The 25917-nt window shown below is 70.5% G+C and carries 27 protein-coding genes and 2 tRNA genes; 12 read left to right on the plus strand and 17 right to left on the minus strand.

All coding sequences use genetic code 11. From position 1 onward, the window contains the following. Positions 1-20 precede the first annotated feature (20 nt). The 3 genes from STVA_RS08150 to STVA_RS08160 form a co-directional block, all read right to left on the minus strand. Positions 21-96 (minus strand) — tRNA-Glu (locus STVA_RS08150). Positions 97-115: 19 nt separating this feature from the next. Beyond that, the gene (locus tag STVA_RS08155; protein WP_123689119.1) at positions 116-1174 is read right to left on the minus strand and encodes a threonine aldolase family protein; all 1059 of its coding nucleotides are present in this window, start codon (positions 1172-1174) and stop codon (positions 116-118) included. A 52-nt stretch (positions 1175-1226) separates the two neighbouring features. After that, the gene (locus STVA_RS08160) at positions 1227-1502 is read right to left on the minus strand and encodes a hypothetical protein (protein WP_123689118.1); all 276 of its coding nucleotides are present in this window, start codon (positions 1500-1502) and stop codon (positions 1227-1229) included. A 96-nt stretch (positions 1503-1598) separates the two neighbouring features. On the opposite strand from STVA_RS08160, the gene STVA_RS08165 reads away from it, so the two are divergent. The 3 genes from STVA_RS08165 to STVA_RS08175 all read left to right on the plus strand — a co-directional run bounded on the left by STVA_RS08165 (position 1599) and on the right by STVA_RS08175 (position 4271). Further along, positions 1599-2555 carry an RluA family pseudouridine synthase gene (locus STVA_RS08165; RefSeq protein WP_245978268.1) on the plus strand — a complete coding sequence of 319 codons (957 nt, stop codon included), beginning with the start codon at positions 1599-1601 and terminating at the stop codon, positions 2553-2555. A gap of 122 nt (positions 2556-2677) precedes the next feature. Beyond that, on the plus strand, positions 2678-3592 hold the full coding sequence (rpoH, locus tag STVA_RS08170) for an RNA polymerase sigma factor RpoH (RefSeq protein WP_123689117.1): 915 nt from the start codon (positions 2678-2680) through the stop codon (positions 3590-3592). Between the two features lie 247 nt (positions 3593-3839). Then, complete coding sequence (locus STVA_RS08175) at positions 3840-4271, plus strand: CBS domain-containing protein (RefSeq protein WP_123689116.1); 432 nt, start codon at positions 3840-3842, stop codon at positions 4269-4271. A gap of 36 nt (positions 4272-4307) precedes the next feature. Here the strand turns inward: STVA_RS08175 and STVA_RS08180 are convergent, their stop codons facing one another. Both STVA_RS08180 and STVA_RS08185 read right to left on the minus strand, forming a co-directional pair. Next, positions 4308-5600, minus strand: a complete 1293-nt coding sequence (locus STVA_RS08180; RefSeq protein WP_123689115.1) for an adenylosuccinate synthase — start codon at positions 5598-5600, stop codon at positions 4308-4310. 70 nt (positions 5601-5670) lie between these two features. Beyond that, complete coding sequence (locus tag STVA_RS08185; protein WP_142235702.1) at positions 5671-6813, minus strand: ATP phosphoribosyltransferase regulatory subunit; 1143 nt, start codon at positions 6811-6813, stop codon at positions 5671-5673. Between the two features lie 154 nt (positions 6814-6967). On the opposite strand from STVA_RS08185, the gene STVA_RS08190 reads away from it, so the two are divergent. After that, a complete protein-coding gene (locus tag STVA_RS08190) occupies positions 6968-7165 on the plus strand; it encodes a hypothetical protein (RefSeq protein ID WP_123689113.1) in 198 nt (65 codons plus the stop codon). Between the two features lie 13 nt (positions 7166-7178). On the opposite strand, the gene STVA_RS08195 is transcribed toward STVA_RS08190, so the two are convergent. Then, complete coding sequence (locus tag STVA_RS08195) at positions 7179-7928, minus strand: sulfite exporter TauE/SafE family protein (RefSeq protein WP_197735822.1); 750 nt, start codon at positions 7926-7928, stop codon at positions 7179-7181. Between the two features lie 94 nt (positions 7929-8022). Between STVA_RS08195 and STVA_RS08200 the strand changes: the two genes are divergently transcribed. Continuing rightward, a complete protein-coding gene (locus tag STVA_RS08200) occupies positions 8023-8934 on the plus strand; it encodes a LysR substrate-binding domain-containing protein (protein WP_123689112.1) in 912 nt (303 codons plus the stop codon). 103 nt (positions 8935-9037) lie between these two features. Continuing rightward, positions 9038-10168, plus strand: coding sequence for a calcium-binding protein (locus tag STVA_RS08205; RefSeq protein WP_170216398.1), 1131 nt, complete (start codon positions 9038-9040; stop codon positions 10166-10168). A 9-nt stretch (positions 10169-10177) separates the two neighbouring features. Here the strand turns inward: STVA_RS08205 and STVA_RS08210 are convergent, their stop codons facing one another. The 4 genes from STVA_RS08210 to STVA_RS08225 all read right to left on the minus strand — a co-directional run bounded on the left by STVA_RS08210 (position 10178) and on the right by STVA_RS08225 (position 15339). Beyond that, positions 10178-10705, minus strand: a complete 528-nt coding sequence (locus STVA_RS08210; protein WP_123689110.1) for a DUF2061 domain-containing protein — start codon at positions 10703-10705, stop codon at positions 10178-10180. 47 nt (positions 10706-10752) lie between these two features. Continuing rightward, positions 10753-13221, minus strand: a complete 2469-nt coding sequence (gene hrpB, locus STVA_RS08215; RefSeq protein WP_123689109.1) for an ATP-dependent helicase HrpB — start codon at positions 13219-13221, stop codon at positions 10753-10755. 138 nt (positions 13222-13359) lie between these two features. Next, positions 13360-14043: a cold shock domain-containing protein gene (locus tag STVA_RS28335; RefSeq protein ID WP_123689108.1), complete on the minus strand. Its 684-nt coding sequence runs from the start codon at positions 14041-14043 to the stop codon at positions 13360-13362. Between the two features lie 207 nt (positions 14044-14250). Then, positions 14251-15339 carry an alpha/beta hydrolase gene (locus STVA_RS08225; protein ID WP_123689107.1) on the minus strand — a complete coding sequence of 363 codons (1089 nt, stop codon included), beginning with the start codon at positions 15337-15339 and terminating at the stop codon, positions 14251-14253. 67 nt (positions 15340-15406) lie between these two features. Here STVA_RS08225 and STVA_RS08230 point away from each other — a divergent pair, with 67 nt between their 5' ends. Further along, positions 15407-16027 (plus strand): 2-hydroxychromene-2-carboxylate isomerase, encoded by a 621-nt coding sequence (locus STVA_RS08230; RefSeq protein ID WP_123689106.1) that lies wholly within the window; start codon positions 15407-15409, stop codon positions 16025-16027. A 12-nt stretch (positions 16028-16039) separates the two neighbouring features. Here STVA_RS08230 and STVA_RS08235 read toward each other — a convergent pair whose 3' ends face one another. Further along, entirely contained in the window at positions 16040-16537 is a 498-nt protein-coding gene (locus STVA_RS08235; RefSeq protein ID WP_123689105.1) for a hypothetical protein, read from the minus strand. A gap of 65 nt (positions 16538-16602) precedes the next feature. Here STVA_RS08235 and STVA_RS08240 point away from each other — a divergent pair, with 65 nt between their 5' ends. The 3 genes from STVA_RS08240 to STVA_RS08250 all read left to right on the plus strand — a co-directional run bounded on the left by STVA_RS08240 (position 16603) and on the right by STVA_RS08250 (position 19536). Beyond that, positions 16603-18621 (plus strand): molybdopterin-containing oxidoreductase family protein, encoded by a 2019-nt coding sequence (locus STVA_RS08240; RefSeq protein WP_123689104.1) that lies wholly within the window; start codon positions 16603-16605, stop codon positions 18619-18621. A gap of 86 nt (positions 18622-18707) precedes the next feature. Then, positions 18708-19052 (plus strand): hypothetical protein, encoded by a 345-nt coding sequence (locus STVA_RS08245; protein WP_123689103.1) that lies wholly within the window; start codon positions 18708-18710, stop codon positions 19050-19052. Between the two features lie 103 nt (positions 19053-19155). Then, a complete protein-coding gene (locus STVA_RS08250; RefSeq protein WP_123689102.1) occupies positions 19156-19536 on the plus strand; it encodes a hypothetical protein in 381 nt (126 codons plus the stop codon). Positions 19537-19580: 44 nt separating this feature from the next. Here STVA_RS08250 and STVA_RS08255 read toward each other — a convergent pair whose 3' ends face one another. After that, a complete protein-coding gene (locus STVA_RS08255; protein ID WP_170216397.1) occupies positions 19581-19904 on the minus strand; it encodes a response regulator in 324 nt (107 codons plus the stop codon). 275 nt (positions 19905-20179) lie between these two features. On the opposite strand from STVA_RS08255, the gene STVA_RS08260 reads away from it, so the two are divergent. Then, positions 20180-20647, plus strand: a complete 468-nt coding sequence (locus STVA_RS08260) for an OsmC family protein (protein WP_197735823.1) — start codon at positions 20180-20182, stop codon at positions 20645-20647. A 111-nt stretch (positions 20648-20758) separates the two neighbouring features. Here the strand turns inward: STVA_RS08260 and STVA_RS08265 are convergent. The 5 genes from STVA_RS08265 to STVA_RS08285 all read right to left on the minus strand — a co-directional run bounded on the left by STVA_RS08265 (position 20759) and on the right by STVA_RS08285 (position 24921). Beyond that, a tRNA-Leu gene (locus STVA_RS08265) sits at positions 20759-20843 on the minus strand. Between the two features lie 59 nt (positions 20844-20902). After that, the gene (locus STVA_RS08270) at positions 20903-22300 is read right to left on the minus strand and encodes an ATP-binding protein (protein ID WP_123689100.1); all 1398 of its coding nucleotides are present in this window, start codon (positions 22298-22300) and stop codon (positions 20903-20905) included. After that, complete coding sequence (locus STVA_RS08275; RefSeq protein ID WP_123689844.1) at positions 22287-22964, minus strand: response regulator transcription factor; 678 nt, start codon at positions 22962-22964, stop codon at positions 22287-22289. The genes STVA_RS08270 and STVA_RS08275 overlap by 14 nt, the downstream gene beginning before the upstream one ends. Positions 22965-23048: 84 nt before the next feature. Beyond that, positions 23049-23291: a hypothetical protein gene (locus STVA_RS08280; protein WP_142235703.1), complete on the minus strand. Its 243-nt coding sequence runs from the start codon at positions 23289-23291 to the stop codon at positions 23049-23051. An 82-nt stretch (positions 23292-23373) separates the two neighbouring features. Further along, a complete protein-coding gene (locus STVA_RS08285; RefSeq protein ID WP_123689098.1) occupies positions 23374-24921 on the minus strand; it encodes a DegQ family serine endoprotease in 1548 nt (515 codons plus the stop codon). Between the two features lie 161 nt (positions 24922-25082). On the opposite strand from STVA_RS08285, the gene STVA_RS08290 reads away from it, so the two are divergent. Further along, the gene (locus tag STVA_RS08290; protein WP_123689097.1) at positions 25083-25877 is read left to right on the plus strand and encodes an enoyl-CoA hydratase; all 795 of its coding nucleotides are present in this window, start codon (positions 25083-25085) and stop codon (positions 25875-25877) included. The last annotated feature ends 40 nt before the right edge of the window (positions 25878-25917 follow it).

The raw sequence follows: 25917 nt of genomic DNA on the forward strand, positions 1-25917 counted from the left end.
TTCATTGAACCAAGGAGGATTGGCGTCCCCTAGGGGATTCGAACCCCTGTTACCGCCGTGAGAGGGCGGTGTCCTAGGCCTCTAGACGAAGGGGACGTCGTGGCCGGGCGGCGCTTCAAGTACCCGTTGCGGCCGCCGGGATCAAGAGGATTGATTGCAGCTTCGCCAGGAAAGCGTCGACGTCGGCCGCCTCGGTGTCGAAGGCGGTGACGAGGCGGATGGTGTCGGGGCCGGCGTCGGGCCAGCGGTAGAAGCGGAAGCCCGCCGCGGCCATGGCGTCGATGGCGGGGCCGGGCAGGGCCGCGAAGAGGGTGTTGGCCTCCACGGGGTGGCGCAGGGTCACGCCGGGCAGCCCTTGCAGGCCGGCGGCCAGGCGCGTGGCCATGGCGTTGGCGTGGGCGGCGTTGGCCAGCCACAGGCCATCCGCCAGGTAGGCCTCCAACTGCGCCGACAGGAAGCGCATCTTGGAGAAGAGGTGGCCCGCGCGCTTGCGGCGGAAGGCGAAGCGGTCGGCGCGGCCGCGGTCGAAGAACACCACCGCCTCGGCCGCCATGGCGCCGTTCTTGGTGGCGCCCAGGCTCAGCACGTCGACGCCGGCCCGCCAGGTGATGTCGGCCGGTGCGGCGCCCAGTGCCGCCACCGCGTTGGCGAAGCGCGCGCCGTCCATGTGGACGCCCAGGCCCTTGGCATGGGCCAGGTCGCAGAGGGCGCGGAGATGGTCCGGCCGGTAAACGGTGCCGCATTCTGTCGACTGGGTCAGCGACAGGGCAGACGGCTGCACGCTGTGCACGCTGCCGAAGCCGCCGCGGTCCAGCGCTTCGGCCAGGGTCTCGGGCGCGATCCGCCCGTCCTGACCAGGCAGCGTCACCAGCTTGGCGCCGCCGGTGAACATCTCGGGCGCGCCGCACTCGTCGACTTCGACATGCGCCTGCTCGTGGCAATAGACCGCGCCCCACGGCGGCGTCAGCGCGCTGAGCGCCAGGGCGTTGCAGGCCGTGCCGGTGGCGACGGGGAAGATTTCGACCGGGGTTTCGAAGATCTCGGCCAGGCGCGCGGCAACCCGGTCGGTCCACGGGTCGTTGCCGTAGGGCATGGCGCGGCCGGTAGAGGCCTCCGCCAGGGCCTGGAGCACGGCCGGATGGGCACCGGCGGTATTGTCGGAGGCGAAATTCATGATCGGTGGAGCCGGTTCGCAGGAGGGGAGGGGATCGGCGCGCCTGGGGCGATCAGGGCGTGACGTTGGCGATGGCGCGGCCGGTCGCCAGGTCGATCACGGTGACCCGCGTCGCGCCGTCGGCCAGGCGCAGCGTCAGCGCAAGCTGACCGTCGCCCGGCACCGCCGACAGGATGGCGGCACCCGCCGGCAGGCCCAGCCGGTACTCGCGCGCGGGCCCGCTGTCGTTGCCGCCGCCGAAGCGCTTGGCGGCGGTGAAGCCGATCAGCACGATCATGCCGAGGATGGCCAGCCCCATGCCGACCACGAGCGCCTTCAGGGCGGTCATGCCACGCCCCTTTCGGCCGGCATCCGTGCGACGATGCGGCGGAAGGCACGGGCGGCAACGGCGGCGGGCATGGCGGACGAGGACGAATCGGAAGGGATGCGGATTTTCATGGCGGCGGCCGAGGATGCGGGCGAGCGGGCGGACCGCTTCCTCGCGGCCCGGTTCGACGGAACTTCGCGCAGCCGCATCAAGAGCTTGATCGAGGGCGGCGCGGTCTCGGTCGACGGCGCGACACTATCGGACCCCGCCTTTCGCGTCAAAGCCGGCCAAACTTTCGCCATCCTCGTTCCCGAGCCTGTGGCAGCGCAACCGGAGGCGCAGGATATCGCGCTCTCGGTCGTGTATGAGGACGAGGAGGTGATCGTCGTGGACAAGCCAGCCGGCATGGTCGTCCATCCCGCCCCGGGCAACCCGGACGGCACGCTCGTCAACGCGCTGCTGGCCCATTGCGGCCCCTCGCTGAAGGGTATCGGGGGCGAGCGGCGGCCGGGCATCGTTCACCGCATCGACAAGGACACCAGCGGCCTGTTGGTGGCCGCCAAGAGCGAGGCGGCCCTGGCCGGCCTGCAGCGACAGTTCGCCGACCACAGTGCGGCGCGCGCCTATTTCGCGGTCGTGTGGGGCCAGCCCAGCCCGGCGGCCGATTCGATCGAGGGGCCGATCGGCCGCCACCCCGTCGACCGCCAGCGCATGGCGATCGTCCAGCGCGGCGGACGCGCCGCCTTGACCCGCTATCGCACGATCCGCCGCGTCGGCAGCCGGGCAACCCTGCTGGAATGCCGCCTGGCGACCGGGCGCACCCACCAGATCCGCGTCCACCTGTCGTCGCGCGGCCATCCGCTGGTCGGCGACCAAGTGTACGGCAGAACCCGCAGCGGCCGACAGGCGACCAACGACCGGGTGGCGCAGGCGGCCCTGGACGGTTTTGCCCGCCAGGCGCTCCATGCCGCCCTACTCGGGTTCTCACACCCAATCACGGGGATGTGGTTGGAGTTCGAGAGCGCCTTGCCGCAGGATATAGGAACCTTGTTGGCCAGATTAGAATTAATTTAAGTTGAGCTTGGTTGACTAATCTGGTCAGGTATTGACCGGCTTAGGCCCGATCGGATAGTTTGGCACTCTGAAAGAGAGAGTGCCAATGACCGGTTGGGGGGCCGGTTGGAAGGAGAGAAATCATGGCGACCGCCCTTGCACTGCCCAGCGTCGGAAGCGACGGGAATCTCAGCCGCTATCTCCAGGAGATCCGGCGATTCCCCATGCTGGTCCAGGATGAGGAGTACATGCTCGCCAAGCGCTGGCGCGAGCACGAGGATACCGAAGCCGCCCACCGGCTGGTGACGAGCCATCTGCGCCTCGTCGCAAAGATCGCGATGGGCTACCGCGGCTATGGCCTGCCGCTCTCGGAGCTGATCTCCGAGGGCAATGTCGGCATGATGCAGGCCGTGAAGCGCTTCGACCCGGAGCGGGGATTCCGCCTGGCGACCTACGCCATGTGGTGGATCCGCGCCGCGATCCAGGAATACATCCTGCATTCCTGGTCCCTGGTGAAGATGGGGACGACGGCCGCCCAGAAAAAGCTCTTCTTCAACCTGCGCAAGCTGAAGGGCCAGATGCAGGCGATCGACGAGGGCGACCTGACGCCCGAGCAGGTCGCCAAGATCGCCAAGGAACTGGGCGTGCCCGAGGCCGACGTGATCAGCATGAACCGGCGCCTGGGCGCGCCGGACCATTCGCTGAACGCGCCCCTGCGCACGGACGGTGACGGCGAGTGGCAGGATTGGCTGGTGGATGATTCGGACAGCCAGGAGACGACGCTGGCCGAGAGCGAGGAGATGGGCAAGCGGCGCAAGCTGCTGGGTGACGCGATGAAGTCGCTCAACGAACGCGAGCGCCACATCCTCGAGGAGCGCCGGCTGAAGGACGAGCCGACGACCCTGGAAGACTTGAGCCAGCAGTATCGCATCAGCCGCGAGCGCGTGCGGCAGATCGAGGTCCGTGCCTTCGAGAAGCTGCAGAAGTCGATCAAGTCGGCGGCCCTGCAGCAGGGCCTCACCGGCGGCGGCGGCGCCAATCTGGTGCAGATGCGCTGACCGAGACCTCACCGTAGCGGTGTGGAAGAGACCCCGGATCGGGGCAACTCTTCCCGCCGCCACGGCATTCCATCCCAGGCGCGTCTTTCCAAGCGGGAAGAACTCGCGTTAGCATGATGGCAAGGCGCGTCCTGCTCGACAGGGGGTATGCCGTTTCGTTCCCCAGGTCGCAGCCGGGCGGTTCGCCGGCCACGGCGGCCTGCTGCCATGCGGCAGCGGCGGCCGCCGCCAGCCATGGGAGGGAACGATGACCGTTCAGGCCATTCTCAACGTCAAGGGCAGCGACGTGGTGTCGGTTCTGCCGGGCGAGCGCATCGCCGGTGCGGTGCGCCTGATGATGACCCACGGCATCGGCGCCGTCCTGGTCCGCGACGAGATCGGCGTGGTGGTCGGCATCCTCTCCGAGCGCGACGTGATGCGCGCCCTGGCGCGCGAGGGCGCGGCCTGCCTCGATGCCTCGGTCGCTTCGCTGGCGACGCGCGACGTCATCTGCTGCCAGCCGGAGGACGGCATCGGCCATGTCATGGGCCTGATGACGCGCGGCCGCTTCCGCCACCTTCCGGTGATGCGCGACGGCACGCTGGCCGGACTCGTTTCCATCGGCGACATCGTCAAGCACCGCCTGGCCGAGGTCGAGACCGAGGCGCGCTCGCTACGGGAGTATGTCGCGACCGGGTGATCCCGGCCGCAACATCTTCGTTCCGTCGGCGGCCATTCAGTCGGTGAACGGATCGCGCATCAGGATCGTGTCCTCACGCTCCGGGCTGGTGGAGAGGAGCTGTACCGGCGCCCCCACCAGTTCCTCGATGTGGCGGACATACTTCACCGCCGTTGCCGGCAGCTCGGCCCAGGAGCGGGCGCCGCGCGTGCTCTGCTGCCAGCCTTCCAGCGTCTCGTAGATCGGCTCACAGCGAGCCTGGGCGGCCATGCCGGCCGGGAAATGGTCGATCGTCTCGCCATCCAGGCGATAGCCGATGCACACCTTCAGCTCGGTGAAGCCGTCCAGCACGTCGAGCTTGGTCAGGCAGATGCCGGTGATGCCGGCGACCTTGATCGCTTGGCGCACCATGACCGCGTCGAACCAGCCGCAGCGGCGCTTGCGCCCGGTGACGGTGCCGAACTCGCGGCCGCGCTCGCCCAGACGCTCGCCGGTGGCATCGGTCAGCTCGGTCGGGAAGGGGCCGGAGCCGACGCGCGTCGTGTAGGCCTTGGTGATGCCCAGCACCGTGCCGACCGCCGCCGGACCCAGGCCGCAGCCGGTCGCCGCCTGGCCCGCCACCGTGTTGGACGAGGTGACATAGGGATAGGTGCCGTGGTCGACGTCGAGCATTGCCGCCTGGGCGCCCTCGAAGAGGATGCGCTTGCCGCCGCGACGGGCCTCGTCGAGCGTCTGCCAGATCGGCTTGGCAAAGCCCAGCAGCCGCTCGGACACCCGGCCCAGGTCGGCCAGGATCGATTCCGCCTCGACCTCGTCCATGCCGAAGCCGCGGCGCAGCACATTGTGGTGGCGCAGCAGCTCGTCCACCTTGCGGGCCAGCGTGTCGGGCTCGGCCAGGTCGCAGACGCGCAAGGCGCGGCGGCCGACCTTGTCCTCATAGGCCGGGCCGATGCCGCGCCCGGTCGTGCCCAGGCGGGCGGCCCCGCGGGCTTCCTCGCGCGCGCGGTCCAACTCGCCATGCAGCGGCAGGATCAGCACTGCGTTGTCGGCCACCTGGAGCGTGTCGGGCGTGATCGTCACGCCCTTGCTGGCCAGCGTCTCGATCTCGCGGAAGAAGGCCCAGGGGTCGATGACGACGCCGTTGCCGATGATCGACAGCTTGCCGGGGCGGACGACGCCGGATGGCAGCAGGCTCAGGCGATACTCGACATTGCCGATGACCAGGGTATGGCCGGCATTGTGGCCACCCTGGAAGCGGACGACCACGTCGGCCCGCTCGGACAGCCAGTCGACGATCTTGCCCTTGCCTTCGTCGCCCCACTGGGCCCCGACCACGGCTACGTTCGCCATTCTTCCATTCCTCGTTTGCGGTCCGGTCCGGATCGGACCGAGGGGGGCCGACGGCGGACCGGGGTCCGGTTCAGATCTCGACCGGCTCGCCCGCGGGCGACAGCCGGTGGGTGCAGCCCAGCCGATGGGCCTCGGCCTGCGGTTCGGCATCGTCGAGCGCCTGCAGCGTGACCCAGCCCGCCGCCCGCAGCGCACGCGCGGCGGCCGGCTGCGTGCCGGCCGGCAGGAACACCCGCCGGTCCGGCGCCGGCCGGGGGGCGGCCAACTGCAGGGCGTCGGTGTAGAGCGTGAAGCCGGTCGCCGTCTCGTCGCGGCCGAAGCCGATTTCGTAGCGCCCGCCACGCCCCAGCTCGCCGCGGATGCCCCGGGCGAAGAGCGTGAAGCTGATGCCGGTATGGTACTCGAAGCCGCGGTTCTCGACCGGGTCGACCGTCAGCGTCACGGCGGGCAGGGTGGCGCGGACCAGGGCCACGACCTCGGCCAGGGTCGCCACCTCGCGCGCGGCGATCGCCGGCAGGGTCATGGCCGCCAGCGTCTCCAGCGCGCGGTCGGCCGGGCCGGATGCCGCCAGAAGCCCGCCCAGGATGTGGCGACCGGCGCCGCCGGCGCGCTCCAGGGCGGCCGCGTCCTTGCGGTCGATGGCGGCCCGCACGCGCGCTTCCGCCACCCCGTCCAGCCCCAGCTCGCGGCAGACCGCCGGCACCAGGGTGGGCGTGGTCAGGTCGATCGACAGCCCGTCGATGCCCAGCCCCTCGACCGCCTCGGCGGCCAGCGCGATCACCTCGGCGTCGGCGGCGGCCGAGGCCACGCCGATCAGCTCGGCGCCGACCTGGCCCAACTGGCGCTCGGGCCGAAGCTGGCTGCCGCGCACGCGCAGCACCTGGCCGGCATAGCTGAGGCGCAGCGGCCGCGGCTGGCGCACCAGCCGGGTGGCGGCGATGCGGGCCACCTGCGGCGTCATGTCAGCGCGCAGGCCGATCATGCGCTGCGAGATCGGGTCCATCAGCCGGAAGGTGTCGGACGCCAGGGCCGCACCGGCGCCGGCCAGCAGGCTGTCCTCGAACTCGAACAGCGGCGGCTTCACGCGGTCGTAGCCCGACTGCGCTAGCCGGGCCATGAGCTGTGCGACGACGGCCGCCTCGAAGGCGGCTTCATGGGGAAGCAGGTCGGCCAGGCCGGCCGGCAGCAGTCCGGGGTGAATCGGCTCGTTCATCGTCGCATTTCAGGAGGGCGTTGCAGAAAGCCCGCCGCTGCATAGCGGTTTTGGCGGCCGCCGGCAACTTCGGATGGCCATGCCGCACTGCGGAACAAATCGTGAGCCGCCCCGTTCTCCATGGGCACGTCCCCCTAAACGCCCCGGGTCCAAGATGTCCCCCTTCTATTCCACCTATGCCGGAATGCTCGACTACATGTCCCGCGAGTTCGAAGGAATGGCGCGGACCGATGACCAGCATGCGGCCCAGCTTCGCCGCAATGCGGAAATCCTGGCCCACATGGCAGCCGAACTCGATTCCGGCCGCCCGGCCAACCCGCGCCAGCCCGCCCTCTTCGAGCATCCTGTCTGAACGGCGGGCGGGGCTAGGCCAGCGCCAGGTGCAGGCCCAGCCCCGCCAGCCCCAGCAGGAAGACCGCGCTGAAGATGGCGGGCTGCATGCGATCGCGCAGCCGCATGCCGAGTGCCATCCCCGCCAGCGCCGGCACCAGGCCGGCGACCGACCATAGCAGGTCGCGGCCGGACAGCCGGTCGCCATCCAGCAGGTTGCCGGCCAGCGCCACCGTCGCCAAGGTGAAGGCGATGCCCAGCGCCTGCGACAGGGCCGCACGCGACAGGCCGAGCGATTGCAGGAAGGGCGCCAGCGGGAAGACGAAGACGCCGCAGGCCGCCGTCATGACGCCGGACACCAGGCCGGCCGGGCCCGCCAGCAGGCGCTCCAGCCGGCCCGGCAATGTCGGCGGCCGGCCGAGCAGGCCCGACATCCCATAGACCACCAGCGCGATGCCAAGGCCCGTCCGCGTCGCGGTGGCGGCCTCCGGCCCGAAGAGGGCTGCGGTCAGCCGCCCGCCCACCAGCGTGCCGAGCACGATGCCCAGGCCCATGGGCCACAGCCGACGGCACAGGGCGACGAAATGCCCGCCGACCGCGCCCTGTGCCAGGTTGGTCGCGAACGAGGGCACCACCAGCAGAGCCAGGGCCTGGGTGGGTGGAAGGGCCAGCGCCAGCAGTGCCACCACCACGGTCGGCAGGCCGAAGCCCAGCACGCCCTTGACGAGGCCGGCCAGCACGAACACCAGGGCGGAGAAGACGATCAGGTCGGGCGACGGCATCATCGCCCTGGCTTGTCCCATCGCCGGCCGGCGCGCAATCTGGGATTCCCGATGGAAGGGTTTGTCCGTCGCAAACCCCTACGACCGGGGCCGGGCCATGCGCTTCGATATCACCGACCTTCGCCTGTTCGTCGCCATCGCCGATGCGGGCGGCATGGGAGCGGGCGCGGCCCGCGTCGGGCTGTCGCTGCCGTCCGCCAGCCTGCGCATCCGCGACATGGAGGCGCAGGCGGGGACGGCGCTGCTGGACCGCCGGGCGGGCGGCGCGCGACCGACAGAGCGCGGCCGCCTGCTGCTCGACCATGCCCGCGCCATCCTCGACCGCTGGCAGCGGATGCAGGACGAGCTGGGGCTGGCGGGGAACAGCCTGGCCGGCCGGGTCCGGCTCTGGGTCAACAGTGCCGCCATGGCCGATCTCGTGCCGGACCAGCTGCCGCGCTTCCTGCAACGGCACCCCGCGATTGCCGTGGACGTGGAGGAGCATGGCAGCGAGCGTATCCTCGACGCCGTGACGGCGGGCCTCTGCGACCTCGGCATCGCCATCGGCCCCGTGGATCCGCTGGCGATCGATGCGGTGCCGCTGCGGCCGGATCCGCTGGTGCTGCTGGTGCCGCGCGGGCATCCGCTTGCCGGACGGCGGCGGCTGGCGCTGGCGGCCTGCGGCGCGGCCGACATGGTTGGCCTGGTGGCAGACAACCCGCTGCAGCGCTATATCGAGCGGCACGCGGCCGCGGATGGCAATCACTTGCGCATTCGCGGCCGGGTCGGCGATTTCGCCGCGCTCTGCCGCATGGTGGCGGACGGCGCCGGCTCGGCGATTCTGCCGGCGGCCGCTGCCCGGCGCTGCCGCGGCCGGCTGCCCGTGCGGATGCTGGCGCTGGAGGATGGCTGGGCCGCCCGTCGGCTCCTGCTCTGCCGGCCACGCAACCGGCGGCCTTCGGCCCGCGTTCAGAGATTGGCGGAGCATCTGTCGGCCGGTGATGAAGCCAACCCGTTCACGACGGCGTGAGGCACCGCCGGAAAATCCCGCCGGCTACGAGGAATGAAACAGGCGACGAATCGTTTCCCCCATGAAGCCCTCCGTCGCCCGAGGGCGCTTCCCGAGGTTCGCGATGGCCTACGACGACTACTACTATTCCGACGACTACTACTACGACGATGGCGGCTACTATGACGACGGTGGCTACTACGACGATGGTGGGTATTACGACTCGGGATACTACGACGACGGCTATTACGATGGTGGCTACTATGACGGTGGCTACTACGATGACGGATACTATTACGACGACGGCGGATACTACGATGACGGGTATTATGATGACCCGTACTATGATTACGCCTACTATGACGACTGGTATGGCGACTACGGTTATTACGACGACTCGTACTATGGGTATTACGACTATACCTACGACCCGTATTACTACTACGACCCCTACGACTACGGGTATTACGATTACGGCGTGGAATTCTATGCCGACTATTGGTATGGCGGCTACGAGTATGACTGGGTCTATGGCGGCTATGGCTACGACCTGTATGGCAGCCTGACCTTCGTCTATGCCGACTACGGCTACGACTACCACTACGCCGATTTCAACCCCTACTCGGGCGTGACCGAGGTGGGCGACGACGGCCCCAACAATCTCCAGGGCTGGGATGGCGGCGACCTGCTGCTCGGCTTTGGCGGCAACGACACGCTGGAAGGCTGGGGCGGCGACGACGACATGAACGGCAACACCGGCCGCGACCTGCTCTATGGCGACGGCGGCCGGGACATCGTGCGCGGTGGCCAGGACAGTGACACGGTCTATGGCGGCAGCGGGTCGGACCTGCACCTGAACGGCAACCGCGGCGACGACCTCGTCTTCGGCGAGGAAGGCGACGACACCATCCATGGCGGCCCGGACCAGGACCAGCTCTATGGCGGTGTCGGCGATGACGTCCTCAACGGCGATTTCGGCAACGACACGATGTGGGGCGGCTTCGGTGCCGACCGATTCCAGATCGCGGCCGGCTCCGGCGTCGACCTGATCGGCGACTTCGACGTGAATGGCGGCGACACCATCCGCCTGCCGATGAACGTCAACGGGTCGCCCATCACCAACTTCGCCACGCTGGTCGCCGCCACGGTCGACCAGAACGGCGACGCGGTGATCGACCTCGGCGGCGGCAACCGCCTGATCCTCGACGGTGTCAGCAAGGCGATGTTGCAGCCGAACGACTTTATCTTCGGCTGAGCGGCAGTCCTAGGGAGCCCCGGCGGAACCGACCGCCGGGGCTTGCGACTGTCCGAAATGCAGCCAGGCCGCGTCGTTGGCGGCATAGACGATCGAATCGCCGACGGCATTGAAGGCGACCATGCCCAGCGCCACCACCGGGTTGCCGGTGATGAGCCAGCTCGACGCAAAGACGCGGCCGGCATTGGCCAGGCTGTAGGTCGCGGCCCGGACCGGCACGCGGCGCATCGCCGCGTCGGCGTCCGCCGGCGGCGCCACCTCTCCCCACGCGGTTTCGTGCAGGAAATGGATGATCGGCTCGGTCACGAGCGATGCCGCCGCCAGCAGCCCGCCCGCGGCGATGCCGCCGCCGAAAGCGACGCCATAGATGAAATCGTTGAAGGACGACATCGCCTGATAGGTGGCGGTGCGCGCCGCCTGCTGGCCGAGCGTGGTGTCCACCGGCGGGGGCGGCGGCTCCTGTGCCGCGGCGGGCATGGCAACGAGCACGGCCAGCAGCATCGGGGCCAGGGACGCGCGGATCGGCACCGGAATCATCGGTCTTCCTGTACGTTGGCGCCCGCCCCGGCAGGCCTATCCTAACATCAGGTGCCGCGCGGACGCACGCGCCGGGTCGGCTCGGCCTGGCGCGGGTCGTCCGGCCAGTAGTGGCGCGGATAGCGCCCGCGCAGGTCCGAGCGCACGTCGCGATAGCCGCGGTCCCAGAACCCGGCCAGGTCCTGCGTCACCTGCACCGGCCGGCCGGCCGGCGACAGCAGGTGGATCAGCACCGGCACCCGCCCGTTGCAGATGGTGGGCGTGCTGCGCTCACCGAACATCTCCTGCAACCGCACCGCCAGCACCGGCTGCTCGCCCTGGCCATAGGCGAGCGCGATGCGCGATCCCGTCGGCACGGTCAGGTGCGTGGGTGCGGCTGCGTCGAGACGGCGCCGTGCATCCCAGTCGAGCCGGTCGAGCAATATCCTTCCCGGATCGAGCCGGGCCAGTTGGGCCGGCTGGGTGGCGCGGCCGACATGGGGGCCTAGCCAGTCCTCCAGGCTCTGCAGCAACGCCGCGTCGGACAGGTCGGGCCAGGCGTCCGCCCCCTCGATCCGGCGCAGCAGGGCGACGCGCGCCTGGAACTCGCGCGCCTCGCTCGTCCAGCCCAGGATGCCGAGGCCCAGTTCGCGCACGCCCGTCAGCATGGCCGCCGCGATCGCGGCCGGGTCGGGGTCGGGCAGGGGGCCTTCGTCCAGCACCAGCCGGTCCAGCCGGCGCTCGCGCCGGGCCTGGACGCTGCGGCTGCGCGGGTCCCAGGCGATGCGCGCCGCGGTCTCGATCCGGTCGGCAAACAACGCGTCGATCTCGCCGCGGGTCAGCGGGGCGGCCAGGAAGATGCGCGCCTGCTGCCGGTCGCCGTCCAGCGATGCCACCGCCAGCCACTCCTCGATCACCAGCGGGTCCCCCTCGGCCAGGGCCGCCGACCCGCCGCCCGACAGGCGATAGAGGCCGCGCGGATCGACCCGGCGCCCCACCCGGTCGGGATAGGCGAGCGCCAGCAGGGCGCCGGGGCTCTCGTGGCCGCCCTCCAGCCCGGCACGGATGCCGGCCGCGCGGGCCAGGTCGCGGGCGACGGCATGAATGCGCGAGAAGGCGCCGCGCTCGCCGCCCGCCAGCCGGGTCCGCAGGTCGGCATCGGCCGTCCGCCCGCGCCCGGCCAGCGGGTCGCGCTCCGACAGCAATGCGGCGATGCGGCAGGCGGTCCAACCATCGGCCGGCGTCTCGGCGCCGACGATCATGCGCGCCAGCCGGGGATGCACGCCGATCCGCCCCATCCGCCGGCCGATTGCGGTCGGCCGGCCGGCGGCGTCGACTGCCCCCAGCCGTTGCAATAGTCCGCGCGCCTGGTCCAAGGCGGCGGCCGGCGGCGGGTCGAGCCAGGACAGGCTGGCCGGGTCCGCCACGCCCCACAGCGCCAGTTCGAGCGCGAGCGGCGCCAGGTCCGCGCTGCGGATCTCGGGCAGGTCGAAGGCCGGCAGGCCGCGCTGCTCGGCCTCGGTCCACAGCCGATGGCAGATGCCGGGCGCCAGGCGACCAGCGCGGCCGCGGCGCTGCTCGGCGCCGGCGGCCGATACCGGCACGGTCACCAGCCGGGTCATGCCGGTGCGCGGGTCGAAGCGCGGCGCGCGGCGCAGCCCGGCATCGACGACCGTGCGCACGCCCTCGATCGTCAGGCTGGTCTCGGCGATCGCGGTCGCCAGCACGATCTTGCGCCGGCCGGGGCGGGAAGGGGCGATGGCCCGGTCCTGGTCGCCGCTGGCGAGGTCGCCGTGCAGCGGCTCGATGTCGACCGCGTCACCCTCCAGCCGCTCGGCCAGGTGGCGCTCGGCGCGGCGGATCTCGGCCATCCCGGGCAGGAACACCAGCACGTCGCCCGGCCCCTCGGCCAGGGCGCGGCGGGCGGTGTCGGCTGCGCGGATTTCCACGGCATCGTCGCGCGCCCGGTCGGCATGGCGGATCTCGACCGGGAACATCCGTCCCTCGGCCTCTATCGTCTCGGCATCGCCCAGCAGGCGGGCCAGCGGGGCGCCGTCCAGGGTGGCCGACATCACGACCAGGCGCAGGTCTGGGCGCAGGGCGCCGCGCGTTTCCAGCGTCAGGGCCAGCGCCAAGTCGGCATCGACGCTGCGCTCGTGGAATTCGTCGAAGATCACGGCCGCCACGCCGTCCAGGCCGGGATCGCCCTGGATGCGGCGCAGAAAGATGCCCTCGGTCACCACCTCGATGCGAGTGGCGGGGCCGACGCGCGATTCGAGGCGCACGCGATAGCCGATGGTGGCGCCCGCCTCCTCGCCGAGCACGGCCGCCATGCGCCGCGCTGCCGACCGGGCGGCCAGGCGCCGCGGCTCCAGCATCAGGATGGTGCCGCCGTCGCGCCAGGGGGCGTCCAGCAGGGCGGGCGGCACGGCCGTCGTCTTGCCGGCGCCGGGCGGCGCCCGCAGCACCACGGACCGTCCCCGCGCCAGCGCCTCCCGGATGGCCGGCAGGACGGAATGGATCGGCAGGTCTGTCATGGCGGATGGTTCTAGGGCAGGCGGCCAGGAATGGCGGCAATAAAAAGCCGCCGCTGCAGGGCAGCGGCGGCGCAGTTCCTCCGGGACGGGCCCGGGGTCGGATCGCTTCGGCGTCCCCTTGCGGGGCGCCGATACGGATCAGACGATTTCGACCGAGGTGGCCTCGCGGCCCTTCTGGGTCGGGACGACCGTCATGCGGACAGCCTGTTCCGGCTCCAGCGTGGCGATCTGCGAGCGCTTCAGCGTGTTGGAGTGGATGAAGATGTCCTTGCCGCCATCGGGCGCGGCCACGAAGCCGAAGCCCTTCTCGACGGAGTACCACTTCACGGTGCCTTCCATCTCGGTCGGGTCGCCCATCGGGGCGTCGCGATCGGGACGGGGCGGGCGGGCGGCGAAACCGCCGGCGCCGGCGCCGGGGGCCATCGGCGCGCGCGGGCGCGGCGAGGCGGCAGCCGTCGACTGGTCGACCGACAGGATGCGCGCCACCTGGCGCCCCTTCTGGCCGGTGCCGATCTCGCAGCGGATGGTGGTGCCTTCCGCGATCTCGGTCAGGCCGGCGCCTTCGACGACCGACACATGCAGGAAGGCATCGCCCGAACCGTCGACCGGGGTGACGAAGCCGAAACCCTTGGTCGGGTTGAACCACTTCACGGAGGCGTCCACCGTGACCGTCGGACCACCCATCGGTGCCGACGACGATGCGGGGAACCGCGGTGCCGACGACGACGACGCCGGGTAAGGCGAGCGCGGTGCCGGGTAGTAGTTGTCGTCGGAGAAGCCACGACGCGTACGTTCGCCACGGCCGTAGGGTTTGTTGCTCATCTGCTCTGGTCCAAGTTCGGTATCGTCAAAAACAGGGCAGTGCCGGTCGCGCATCCACGCATCGACTGCCCAGCGGGTGTGCAGCTATGCGAATTCATTGCGGGCCAGATACGTCTTTCGGCAGTCACTGTTCACAAAACATAACACGAATTGAAGAGGCCCGATAGCGGTCAAGGCGATGATTCCGAGTCGAAGTTCCCGCCGGATTCAACGTCGCCGTTCACCGAACAGCGCGACGCGACCCTCCGCTGAAGCGAACATCGCCCTGTTGTCGTGACCCACGCCGTTGACCACAACCAGTCGATGATGCAGTGCGGAATCTCCCGCCATAAGACGCAGGTAGTTGAAGTAGGCGAGGCCGCGCGCGAGGCGGTGCGGGCCCTGCAGGCGGGCGGCACAGCTCCGATCCAGGAAGCGGTGGCGCGGATCGTTGTCGGCCCGGCCCAGCAGATGGACGACATCGCGGGCAAGAAACCGGCCGACCATGTCGGCGGCCGCGGCCGTGCCGAAATAGGGCACCGGCGCCTCCAGCCCATAACGGTAGCGATTGAAGCCCGCGCAGTCGGTGGCATCCGGCTCGGCGAATCCCGGGCCTTCCGCCAGCGGCCGCCGTCGGTCGAAGTAGAGCCAGGAGGACGGGTTGGCGATGACGAATCGCGCGCCGATCCCCGCCTTCTCCAGCAACTCGGCCGCAGGGCTGGCGGGCACCTGGCGGGCGAGAAGCTGGGCACCGGCGGAGTGGCCGGCAATCACGACCTGGCGCAGGCCTGGAAAGCGCGCGCGGTCGGCGAAATGGCGAATGACGGCGTCGAGCGCGGCAAAGGAACTGCTGGCCGCCGGGTCGAGTCCCGGTGGCTGCGCGGCGCCGGCGCCGATCTTCCAGCCCTCCAGCGTCCAGCGCAGCATGTCGGGCGCCAGGTCGTGGGCCTTGGCGTCGACATCGGCCAGGAACTGCGGTGCCACGACCAGCGTCTCGCCCGAGAACCCGGCGGCGGCTACCGCGTCGACCATGCCGTCCAGATAGGTGTCGGCATTGCGCAGGGTGCCGTGCAGCACGATGACGGCGCGGTGCACGCCCTCGCCGGCGCGGTCGATGGAGCGGTTGGCGAAGACCGGCAGGCGGACCGTGGGGCCGCCCGCAGGCGCGAACGAGATCGCCTGGTCGCCCACCCGCGCCACCGGCGCGCGCTGCCCCGGCCCGCGGCCTTCCGCCTCCTGGGCGGTGCTGTCGTTGCCGGTCGCGGTCATGAAGGACACCAGGCTGGATAGGACGATGAGGAGGCGGAACACACGCATCGGTCGGCCCCTGCGGCAGTGCGAATCATGGCATAGCACGCTGCACCTGCCGATGGAGCCTCCGCCCATGAACGAGATCGAGTTCTGGTACGAGTTCGCCAGCCCGTATGCCTATCTGGCGGCGGCCCGCATCGAAAGGTTGGTTGCCGGAACACCCCTGCGGTTGACCTGGCGACCGCTGCTGCTGGGGCCGATCTTCCAGCGCCGGCCGGGTCATGCCTCGCCCTTCCAGGAGCCGGCGCCGGCCGAGTCCGCCTATCGCCGCCGCGATGCCGAGCGCTGCGCGGTCGCCCAGGGCACGCCGCTCGCCTGGCCGTCGATCTATCCGCGCTCGAGCCTGCTGGCGGCCCGCGTCGCCCTGTTGGGCGGCGACGAGGGCTGGATCGCGCCATTCTCGCAGGCGGTCTACCGCGCGAGCTTCATGGAGGATCGCGATATCGCCGCGCCCGAGACGGTGCTGGCGATCCTCGGCGCCCTCGACCTGCCCGGCCAGGCGATCGTCGCCCGCGCCACCCAGCCGGCGCACAAGGCGCGGCTGGCGTCGACGGTCGAGGAAGCGGTCGCCAAGGGCATCTTCGGCGCCCCCAGCCTAGTGGCGGCGGGCGAGGTGTTCTGGGGCAACGACCGGTTGGAGCAGGCGATCGACTGGGCGCTTCACCCGGCGCTGCGGTTCCCGCGTCGGTCCTAGGGCGCCAACCCCCTACGGCAGGCTGACGCTGGGCCGGCCGTCGGGGCGGGCCAGCAGCAGGGTTTCGCGCGCGCCGGCGCCGATGCCGAGCACGGCGCGGGCGACGCCGTCCGGCCCGCTCATGGTGGCGACCACCTGGCCCGGGTCGGCCGACAGCACCAGGCGCGGGCGCCCGTCGCCCAGCACCAGGCGGGCGCCGCCCGGATGGCTCTGCAGCATGGCGCGAGTTTCGCCGTTGACGTCGGTCATGCCGACGAAGGCGTCCTGGCCCTCGGCCGTCATTAGGATGCGGGTGGCGCCGCGCTCGTCGACGATCGCCAGCCGCCGCAGCTCCATCTCCCCCGGCGCCGGGCGCTGGGCGATGGCACTGCCGGTGACCGCGGCTGCCAGGGCCAGTCCCGTCGTCAAGAACCCGGCCACGGCGATCCGGCGCCAGCGCGCCACCTGCCGCTCCAGCCCGTCCAGGCGGCGGGAGAGGTCGATGAATTCAGGGGTCGGGGGGCTGGGCATGGGGCTGGCTCCGGTTCGGACGATGGTCCATCCTAGCATTCCTCCCCCTGCCGGAGAGCACTGCCATGGCCGCCAAGGACTCGATCCGTACCACCTGCCCGCGCGACTGCTACGACGGGTGCGGCATCGTCGTGCAGCGCCGCGACGGGCGCATTGCCCGCGTCCTGGGCGACCCGGACCATCCGGTCAGCCGGGGCGGTCTCTGCGGCAAGTGCGCCATCGCCTACAACGGCGCCTGGCTGGACGAGAACCGGCGGCTGCTGCGCCCCCTGCGGCGGACGGGCGCCAAGGGATCGGGCGCGTTCGAGCCGGTATCGTGGGAAACGGCATTGGCCGACATCGCCGGCCGCCTGACGGCGATCGCGGACGGCCCGGGCGGCGAGGCGGTGGTCCACGCCCACTACACCGGCACTTGCTCGATCGTCGCCACCGGCTTTCCCAACCGCTTCTTCAACCGGTTGGGGGCGACCGAGGTCGAGCCCGACACGGTCTGCAACAATGCCGGCTATGTCGCGCTCGAATATGTCTACGGCACGGCGGTGAAGGGCTTCGATCCGCGCACCGCCAAGGATGCGTCCGCCATCCTGGTCTGGGGCTGCAACCCGTCGGCTTCGGCCCCGCACGCCCATCGCTACTGGCTGCCGGAGGCGCCGGGCAAGAAGATCGTCGTCGACCCGGTGCGCCACGACACCGCGCGTGCAGCCGACCTGCACCTGCAACCCTTTCCCGGCAGCGATGCCGCGCTGGCCTTCGCGCTGATGCATGTGCTGCGGCGCGAGGGGCGGGTCGACACGGGCTTCCTGGAGGCCCACGCGCTCGGCTGGGGCGAGCTGTCGCCGCTGCTCGACCCCTGCACGCCGGAATGGGGGGAGGCCAATACCGGCGTGCCGGCGGCCGACATCGTCGAGGCAGCAAGGCTCTATGGCGCCGGGCCGTCGCTGCTGTGGATCGGGCAGGGGCTCCAGCGCCAGCCCCAGGGCGGCAACATCGTGCGCGCGGTGTCGCTGCTGCCGGCCGTCACCGGCAACATCGGCAAGCCGGGGGCCGGCGTCTACTACCTGAACGGCAAGGGCGCCACGCGCGGCATGGAGCTGGGATCGGTCTCGGCCGCCCATCTGCGCCGCGGGCCCGCCCGCTCGATCGGCCATATGGGCCTGGCCGGCCACCTGGCCGACCCGGCCAGGTCCAGCGCCTTCTTCTGCTGGAACATGAACGTCGCGGCGTCCGCCCCCAACCAGACGGCGCTGCTGGCCGCGCTGGCGCGCGAGGACCTGTTCACCGTCGTCGTCGACCCCTTCATGACCGACACGGCGCGCCTGGCGGACTATGTCCTGCCGGCGGCCAGCTTCCTGGAGTTCGACGACCTGGCCGGGTCCTACTTCCACATCTCGCTGGGCGCCCAGGTGAAGGCGGCCGAGCCGATGGGCGAGAGCCTGCCAAATTCCGAGATCTTCCGGCGCCTCGCTGGGGCCATGGGCTATGACGAGCCGGAGTTGCAGGAAAGCGACCGCGCCATCATCGACCGCCAGCTCGCCCTGGCCCTGCCGGGGACCAGCTTCGAGGACCTGGCCGCGGTCGGCACCATGCCGGTCGGGGCGGAAGCCGCGATCTTCTTCGCCGACCACCAGTTCCCGACGCCGAGCGGCCGGATCGAGATCGCCAGTGCCGCCGCCGAACTGGCCGGCCACGGCCGCCTGCCGAGCCCCATGGCCGACGCGCGCCCCGCGGCGGGCCGCCTGCGCCTGCTGACGCCGGCCTCGCGCTGGCTGATGAATTCCAGCTACGGCAACGATGCGGGCATCGCCGGCAAGCTGGGGGCGGCCCAGGTGATCCTCCATCCCGACGACGCCGAGGCGCGCGGGTTGGTCGCCGGCGACCAGGTGACCCTGCGCAACGCCACCGGCAGCCTGTCGCTTCGCCTGGCGGTGGCCGAGATCGTGCCGCCGGGCGTGGCACTGTCGGACAAGTCGCGCTGGCTCGACGGCGGCGCCAACGTCAACGTCCTGAACCCCGGCCTGGAATCCGACATGGGCCGCAGCACGGCGCTGCACGGTGTCGAGGTCGAGGTCTCCAAGGCCGCTTAGGGGGATGGCCGGTCCCGTGCTAGCCTGGGGGCGGTCTAATCACAGGCGGCCGCCCCTCGCTGGAGGACGCGGCCCGGGAGGTCGACATGCGCGCCTTCGCCATCACCATGCTGGCCGTCGTCGCGGCCGGCCCCGCGGCCGCCGCCACGCTGGGCTACACCATCGCCAATCATGTCTGCGCGGCAGCCAAGCACAGCCTTGAAATGACGACGGCGGAACTGGCCGAGTTCAACGCCGGCCCGGTGACGGGCAGCTATGGCGGGTCCAACGAGACTTTCGGCTTCTCCCACACCAGTTCAAGCACCAGCAGCGGCGGCGCCTGCACCATCCGGGTCAGCCTGGGCATGACCGTGGTGTCCTGCAAAGTGCACCCGGTGGACCTGTCTGGCCGCACGCTGACGATGAGCGCCGCCTACGGCAACTGTCCCTAGCGGCATGCCTTGATCGGGTGGCGGACCGGCTGGTTATATTGCGACGGCCGGTCCCGCCGCTCCGCGCGGGGGACAAGCCGTTCGATCTGGCAGGAGCCCCGACATGCCGTCCCGACTTGCGCTGGCCGCGTTCGCCCTTGCGACCATCGTCGCCTCGTCCGCGGCAGAAGCGGGATACAGGCTGTGCGTTCGGGCCGGCGGCTTCAACAGCCGGCACGAGCCGAATGTGATCCTGTCGATCGGCGGCACCTTGTTCGTCGCCCCGAACGGGGGCTACTGGAACCCGGGCTACGCCCACTACGACAGTTGCTTTGACAGTGCCGCCCATGGCGATGCCAAGATCGGCTGGTCGAGCCCGCGCTATCCTTGCGTCGGCGCCAACATCCCCGAGGGCCAGGAGAGCGAGGTCTGGTACGTCGTCGATGCCGCTGTGGCCGATCCCAGTCTCGGCGGGCGGATGCCGACCTGTAGACGCAGCCAGTAAGGCCGGCCGGTGCGGGCGCGGCCTGCCCCACAGCCCTTGCCCCTCTATGGACGCGCCGCCAATACGCGGCCGATGGCCTCGATCAGGCGGCTGGCCTTGAACGGCTTGGACACGAAGGGGACGTCCAGGAATTCCGCCGGGACGCCACCGGGTCCATAGCCGCTGGCAAAGATGAACGGAATGCCGAGCGACCGCAGCGCGCGGGCCACCAGGCTGCCGTCCTGCCCGTTCAGGTTGAGGTCCAGCACGGCGACATCGAACTGCTCGCGGTCCGTTGCAATGATCGCGGCCTCGAGATCGGCGACCGGAATGACGGCCGCGCAGCCGGCCGCGGCCAGCATGCCTTCGATCAGCATCGCGATCAGCACTTCGTCCTCGACCACCAGGACACGGATACCGGCCAGTGCTGATTGCATTTTGCCTGTCCAGTACCAGCGGGGTGGGGACGGGACGACCCTATACCCTATGCGGCGATATTCAATGAGAGGGAAAAGCTCGCGCGCTGGTCCCGGCTGCCGTCCCGCGATCGGCCGGCGCACAGGTTGCCGCGATGGCCGGAAGTTGCCATCCCAGGGGCCGGTGGCGCATGTCGGGGTGTTCCTACGCAGCAGGATCAATAGGATAGGGTGGCAGGAGCCCCAGCATGCGCAGCCCCGCGGCGGCGAGGCGGACCATGCCGAGGAATCTGTCCGGCGTGGAGGAGTGCAAGATGCAGACTGCAACGGTCGAGATCAGGAATGTCGAGGGCACAGAAGCCGCTCTAGGCTGGGCGGGCAGCCATACCCTCGTAATCGATCGAGCCATGGGCAGAGTCGGCGGTCTCGGACTGGGATTCAATGGTGCCGAGTTGCTGGGCCTTACGATCGGCGGCTGCTTCGCCAACGATCTGCGATACGTCGCCGCTGATCGAGGTCTGAAGATCAAGGAGATCAGCATCTCCGTGGAAGTCAGATTGCAGGGTGACCCGATCATCGCCACCGAAGCGGTTCTGCGCGTCTCCGTTCAGGCGGCAGACGGTTCGGATTGCGCCGATCTCATCCGCCGAACGAGTGAGATATCGATGGCCATGAACTCCCTGAACCGGGGAGTTGCGGTGACGCTTGCCGGCTAGCGCCCCTAACCCATCTGCCGCCGCCCGAGATTGTCCCACCTTTCGGCGTGATGCTGTGCCAGTGGGACAATCAGAGCAAAAAAGCCAATGATTGCAGGTGGTCCGAAAGGATGGTGGCCCCTGCCGGGGTCGAACCGGCACGCCCGAGGGCTCGCGATTTTAAGTCGCGTGCGTCTACCAGTTCCGCCAAGGGGCCACGGCCGGTGCCAGCCTGTTTAGCGCCCGTGGCGGGTGCCGGCAATCGGGCCGGGGCGGCTACTTCGCTGGCGGCCGCGCGTCGCGGATCGGCGGGAAGCGCAGGGTGACGGCCAGGCCGGGGGCGTTGTCGGCCAGGGTCAGCTCGGCGCCGTGCATCTTGGCCACCGCCTGGACCAGGCTGAGCCCGAGGCCGTTGCCGGGGGTGGAGCGGCTCTGCTCCAGGCGGACGAACCGGGCCAGCACCGCCTCGCGCGATTCGGGCGGAATGCCCGGCCCCGTGTCGGTGACCGTGATCTCGGCCCCAAGCGGGGTATCGGCGGTACGCACCGTGATGGCGCCGGGGGCGGGGGCGTACTTGATGGCGTTGTCGAGCAGGTTGGCGACGGCCTGGGACATCAGGTGGCGGTCGGCGCGCGCGACCGCCACGCCGGCATGGGCGACCGTCAGGGTCAGGCCCTTCTCCTCGGCGAGCGGCTCGTACAGCTCGGCCACATGGTCGACCAGCGGCGCCAGTTCGGTGCGTGCGAGGGATTCCGCCTTGGAGCCGGACTCGGCCTCGGCGATCGACAGCATGGCGTTGAAGGTGGCGATCAGCCGGTCGGCCTCGTCGATCGTCTCCTGGATCGCCTCGCGGTAGCGCGCCTCGTCCGGCTTCTCGATCAACGTCACTTCCAGGCGCGCGCGCAGCCGGTTCAGCGGCGTGCGCATGTCGTGGGCGATGTTGTTCGTCACCTGGCGCATGCCGCCCATCAGCCGCTCGATCTGGTCCAGCATGGCGTTGAGGTTGAGGGCCAACTGGTCGAACTCGTCGCCCTTACCGGTCACCGGCACGCGCTGCTGCAGGTCGCCCGCGCGAATCTCGCCGCTGGTGCGGTTGATGGCGTCGACGCGGCGCATCAGGTGGCGGCTGACCCAGTAGCCGCCCATCAGCCCGAAGGCCAGCGTCAGCGCCAGCGACCAGGCGATCGCGCCGATCACCCGCTCGCGAAACTCGCTGCGCTCCTTGGTGTCGCGGCCGACCAGCAGCCGGAAGCCGTTCGGCAGGTCGAATGCCATCGCCATGGTCTGGCGCTTCTCGGAGCGGTCGCCGACCCGGACGGACAGCGGGAACTCGACCAGCCCGCGGCGGTCGCGCAGCTCCGGCGGCCAGACCGACAGGTTGCCGGTCACCCGCTCGAAGCGGGGGCCGACGACGATGTAGCGCATCTCGTCCGCCCGGTCGCCCTTGGACCGTTCCTCGATCACGCGCACCAGGCCGACGATGCCCCATTGCCGGTACTGCTCGCGCAGGCCGGTCAGCTCGGCCTCGATGATCTGCTCGCTCTCGCGGTCGATGGCGCCCGACGTCGCCCAATAGATGAAGCCCAGCAGGGTCGCCGACGACGCGACGAAAATCGCGAGGTAGGCGAGCGCCAGCCGGAAGGTGGTGGTGCGGAGCGCGTTACGCGGGCTCACGCAGGCAGTATCCGGCGCCGCGCACCGTGTTCAGCAGGGGCTTGTCGAAGCCCCGGTCGATCTTCTGCCGCAACCGGCTGACATGGACGTCGATGACGTTCGTCTGCGGGTCGAAATGATAGTCCCAGACCTTCTCCAGCAGCATGGTGCGGGTCACCACCTGGCCGGCATGGCGCATCAGGCATTCCAGCAGGCGGAACTCGCGTGGCAGCAGGTCGATCACCTGGCCGCGGCGCTTCACGGTGCGCGACAGCAGGTCCATCTCCAGGTCGCCCACGATCAGGCGCGTGGTCGGCTGGCCCGACTGGCCGCGCCGCAGCACCGCCTCCAGCCGCGCCAGCAGCTCGGCGAAGGCATAGGGCTTGGCCAGGTAGTCATCGCCGCCGGCCTTCAGCCCCATCACCCGGTCGTCGACCTCGCCCATCGCCGACAGGATCAGCACCGGCATCGTCCGTCCCTGGCGACGCAGCGTCTCGACGATGGTCAGCCCGTCCATGCCGGGCAGCATGCGATCGACGACGAGCGCGTCATAGGGCTGCGAGGAGGCCAGGAACATGCCGTCCGTGCCGGTCGCCGCATGATCGACGACATAGCCCGACTCCTCCAGCCCCTTCACCAGGTAGGCGGCGGCTTCGCGGTCGTCCTCGATGACCAGAATCTTCATGCCGATGCTGAGGTTGGGGCGGATGGCGGATGCGGCGGCGACCATAGCGCGATTCTCCGGGCTTTCTCGGGTCGGATTGCGGGCTCAGTGCCCGTTCCCGGCGGCGCGGGGCGGCTGCCCGGCGCCCGGCGTCTCTTCCCGCAAGGCCGGCTCGTCCGGGATGACGGCGGCATTGCCCTCGATCACGGGCCCACGCGCGAGGCGATCGCGCTTGCGGGCGAACAGCAGGCCCAGCGCCGACAGCAGGACGAGGGTGAAGACCAGCGAGATCACGAACAGGGTGCCGATGACGATCAGCGGCATCAGGTGGCGCAGCACTAACGGCATGACGGGTTCCGGGTCGGGGATGCAAAGGCGGGCGAACCGCCGCCGCCCGCCCGGGGACGGGCGGGCGGCGGCGGCCGTCGGTTCAGGCCTGGCCGAGCGGCAGGGCCACGAACCGTTCCGTTCCCTGCCGGTTGACCAGCAGCAGGATGCTCTTGCGGCGCTCGCCCTGGGCAGCCGTCACGCGCTCGGCCACCTCGTCGGGGTTGGACACGTTGCGACCGCCGATCTTCACGATCACGTCGCCCGCCCGGATGCCCTTGTCGGCCGCCGCACTGTCGGATTCTACCTTCTGCACCAGCACGCCGCGGACGCTGGCCGGGATGCGATGCTCGCGCCGCGCCTCCTGGTCGAGCGGGGCCAGCGCCAGGCCCAGCTTGCCGGACTGCTCGTCGGCCGCCGGGTCGTCGTTGGCCGCCGCCTTCTCGGCGTCGAGGCGCGCGATGTTGGCGGTCAGGCGCACTTCCTTGCCGTCGCGCCAGACGACCACCTCGCTGCGGCTGCCGGCGGTCGTCATGGCGACGGCCTGGGTCAGATCGCGCACCCGGTCGACCGCGCGGTTGTTGAAGCCGACGATGACATCGCCCTGGCGCACGCCGGCCTTTAGGGCCGGGCTGTCGCCCTGGACGCTGGTGACGAGCGCGCCGCGCGGCCGGTCGAGCGAGACGCTGTCGGCGATGTCGGGCGTGACCGGCTGGATCTGCACGCCGAGCCAGCCGCGCTCCACCTTGCCGGTCGCCTTCAGCTGCTCGATGACCGGCTTGGCCAGGTTGGACGGCACGGCGAAGCCGATGCCGACGCTGCCGCCGTTCGGCGAGTAGATGGCCGTGTTGATGCCGATCACCTCGCCCGCCAGGTTGAAGGTCGGGCCGCCGGAATTGCCGCGGTTGATGGATGCGTCGATCTGCAGGTAGTCGTCGAACGGGCCGGACTGCAGGTCGCGGCCGCGCGCCGACAGCACGCCCACCGTCACCGTGCCGCCCAGGCCGAACGGGTTGCCGACCGCGACCACCCAGTCGCCGACGCGGGCCCGGTTGGAATCGCCCATCGCGACATAGGGCAGGGGGCGGCCGGCATCGACCTTCAGTACCGCCAGGTCGGTCTTGGGGTCCCGGCCGATCAGCTTGGCCTTCAGTTCGGTGCCGTCCTGCATCGTCACCGTGATCTCGTCGGCGCCGTCGATGACGTGGTTGTTGGTGACGATGAAGCCGGCGGGATCGACGACGAAGCCGGAGCCGGCCGCGCGCGCCTTGCGGTCGGGGGCGCTGGGGCCGCGGCCCTGGCGGCCGGCGCCCGGACCCTGCTCGAAGTAGCGGCGGAAGAGCTCGTTGAGCGGCGAGCCCTCGGGGAACTGCGGCAGGCCCATCTCGCCGCTGCCGCCGCCGCGCACCGCGCGCTCGGTGGACACGTTGACGACGGCCGGGGATACCCGGTCCGACAGGTCGGCGAAGCTGGGCAGGACGGCCGCCAGCCCCGGCGGGGCGGTGATCGGCGCCTGTGCCGGCTGGGCGATGGCGAAGGGAATGACCGACATGGTGGCCGCCGCCAGGGCTGCACCCAGGGCAGGGGCCGCCGCCGCACGGGAGAGCCGGCGCAGGGTGCCGCCGCGCTGCAAGGGAACGATCGAGGACATGCTGTGGGAACCTCCGCTTACCGAAAGTCTCTATCGGTGATGGCCAATGTGGACCCGGCAGGCTTTCGGTGGCCTTAAGGACGCATTAATTCGCTGTCATTCGCGCGGGCCTCGGCAGGGGGCATTGGCGACGGGCCGCAGGCCTGATACCGAATTCACCCATGGAACCTTCCGTACTGGTCTCCGTCGCCGACGCGATCGCCGAGGTGACGCTCAACCGGCCCGCCGTCCTCAACGCGCTCGACGAGGCGATGGCGGCCGAACTGGTGGCCGCGCTGGCCAGCATCGAGCATGATCGCGCCATCCGCGTCGTGGTGCTGAAGGGGGCCGGACCCGGCTTCATGGCCGGCGGCGACGTGAAGCTGTTCGCCGGCATGGCCCAGCAGCCGCCCGACGAACGCCGGGCTCGCCTGAACGGTCTGATCCACGCCTTCCATCCGGCGGTCGCATTGCTGCGGCGGATGCCCCAGCCGGTGATCGCCCAAGTCCATGGCGTGGCCGCCGGGGCCGGGATGAGCCTGATGGCCGCGACCGACCTGGCGGTGGCGGCGGCCTCCACCACCTTCACGCTGGCCTATGCCCGGATCGGCGTCAGCCCCGATGGCGGCTCGACCTGGTTCCTGCCGCGGCTGGTCGGCCAGCGCCGCGCGATGGAACTGGCGCTGCTGCCCGATCGCTTCGACGCCGCCCGGGCCGAGGCGATCGGCCTCGTCAATCGCGTCGTTCCCGACGATCGCCTGCCGGAAGAGACGCGCGCCATCGCGCGCCGCCTGGCAGCCGGCCCGCGATCGGCCTTCGCCGCGACCAAGCGCCTCATCAACCAGTCGTTGGAAACCGGCTTTGCAGCGCAGCTCGCGGCCGAGCAGGAAAGCTTCGCCAACCTGTCCGCCACCCCCGACTTCGCCGAGGGCGTGACCGCCTTCGCCCAGAAGCGCGCGCCGGTGTTCGAGCCCTAGGGGCCGGAATCGGGTATAATCGGGTATGAAATCGGATATG

The sequence above is a fragment of the Stella humosa genome, from assembly GCF_006738645.1.
Lineage (GTDB): Bacteria > Pseudomonadota > Alphaproteobacteria > ATCC43930 > Allostellaceae > Allostella > Allostella humosa.

Excerpts from the sequence above, each read along its gene's own strand:
- STVA_RS08230 (WP_123689106.1), top strand. The coding sequence starts at position 15,407 with ATGAACGAGATCGAGTTCTGGTACGAGTTCGCCAGCCCGTATGCCTAT.
- STVA_RS08250 (WP_123689102.1), top strand. The coding sequence starts at position 19,156 with ATGCCGTCCCGACTTGCGCTGGCCGCGTTCGCCCTTGCGACCATCGTC.
- STVA_RS08160 (WP_123689118.1), bottom strand. The coding sequence starts at position 1,502 with ATGACCGCCCTGAAGGCGCTCGTGGTCGGCATGGGGCTGGCCATCCTC.
- STVA_RS08235 (WP_123689105.1), bottom strand. The coding sequence starts at position 16,537 with ATGCCCAGCCCCCCGACCCCTGAATTCATCGACCTCTCCCGCCGCCTG.
- STVA_RS08240 (WP_123689104.1), top strand. The coding sequence starts at position 16,603 with ATGGCCGCCAAGGACTCGATCCGTACCACCTGCCCGCGCGACTGCTAC.
- STVA_RS08260 (WP_197735823.1), top strand. The coding sequence starts at position 20,180 with ATGCGCAGCCCCGCGGCGGCGAGGCGGACCATGCCGAGGAATCTGTCC.
- STVA_RS28335 (WP_123689108.1), bottom strand. The coding sequence starts at position 14,043 with ATGAGCAACAAACCCTACGGCCGTGGCGAACGTACGCGTCGTGGCTTC.
- STVA_RS08185 (WP_142235702.1), bottom strand. The coding sequence starts at position 6,813 with ATGAACGAGCCGATTCACCCCGGACTGCTGCCGGCCGGCCTGGCCGAC.
- STVA_RS08175 (WP_123689116.1), top strand. The coding sequence starts at position 3,840 with ATGACCGTTCAGGCCATTCTCAACGTCAAGGGCAGCGACGTGGTGTCG.
- STVA_RS08205 (WP_170216398.1), top strand. The coding sequence starts at position 9,038 with ATGGCCTACGACGACTACTACTATTCCGACGACTACTACTACGACGAT.
- STVA_RS08280 (WP_142235703.1), bottom strand. The coding sequence starts at position 23,291 with ATGCCGTTAGTGCTGCGCCACCTGATGCCGCTGATCGTCATCGGCACC.
- STVA_RS08195 (WP_197735822.1), bottom strand. The coding sequence starts at position 7,928 with ATGATGCCGTCGCCCGACCTGATCGTCTTCTCCGCCCTGGTGTTCGTG.
- STVA_RS08285 (WP_123689098.1), bottom strand. The coding sequence starts at position 24,921 with ATGTCCTCGATCGTTCCCTTGCAGCGCGGCGGCACCCTGCGCCGGCTC.
- STVA_RS08165 (WP_245978268.1), top strand. The coding sequence starts at position 1,599 with ATGCGGATTTTCATGGCGGCGGCCGAGGATGCGGGCGAGCGGGCGGAC.
- STVA_RS08275 (WP_123689844.1), bottom strand. The coding sequence starts at position 22,964 with ATGAAGATTCTGGTCATCGAGGACGACCGCGAAGCCGCCGCCTACCTG.
- rpoH (WP_123689117.1), top strand. The coding sequence starts at position 2,678 with ATGGCGACCGCCCTTGCACTGCCCAGCGTCGGAAGCGACGGGAATCTC.
- STVA_RS08210 (WP_123689110.1), bottom strand. The coding sequence starts at position 10,705 with ATGATTCCGGTGCCGATCCGCGCGTCCCTGGCCCCGATGCTGCTGGCC.
- hrpB (WP_123689109.1), bottom strand. The coding sequence starts at position 13,221 with ATGACAGACCTGCCGATCCATTCCGTCCTGCCGGCCATCCGGGAGGCG.
- STVA_RS08290 (WP_123689097.1), top strand. The coding sequence starts at position 25,083 with ATGGAACCTTCCGTACTGGTCTCCGTCGCCGACGCGATCGCCGAGGTG.
- STVA_RS08190 (WP_123689113.1), top strand. The coding sequence starts at position 6,968 with ATGTCCCCCTTCTATTCCACCTATGCCGGAATGCTCGACTACATGTCC.
- STVA_RS08225 (WP_123689107.1), bottom strand. The coding sequence starts at position 15,339 with ATGCGTGTGTTCCGCCTCCTCATCGTCCTATCCAGCCTGGTGTCCTTC.
- STVA_RS08200 (WP_123689112.1), top strand. The coding sequence starts at position 8,023 with ATGCGCTTCGATATCACCGACCTTCGCCTGTTCGTCGCCATCGCCGAT.
- STVA_RS08180 (WP_123689115.1), bottom strand. The coding sequence starts at position 5,600 with ATGGCGAACGTAGCCGTGGTCGGGGCCCAGTGGGGCGACGAAGGCAAG.
- STVA_RS08245 (WP_123689103.1), top strand. The coding sequence starts at position 18,708 with ATGCGCGCCTTCGCCATCACCATGCTGGCCGTCGTCGCGGCCGGCCCC.
- STVA_RS08155 (WP_123689119.1), bottom strand. The coding sequence starts at position 1,174 with ATGAATTTCGCCTCCGACAATACCGCCGGTGCCCATCCGGCCGTGCTC.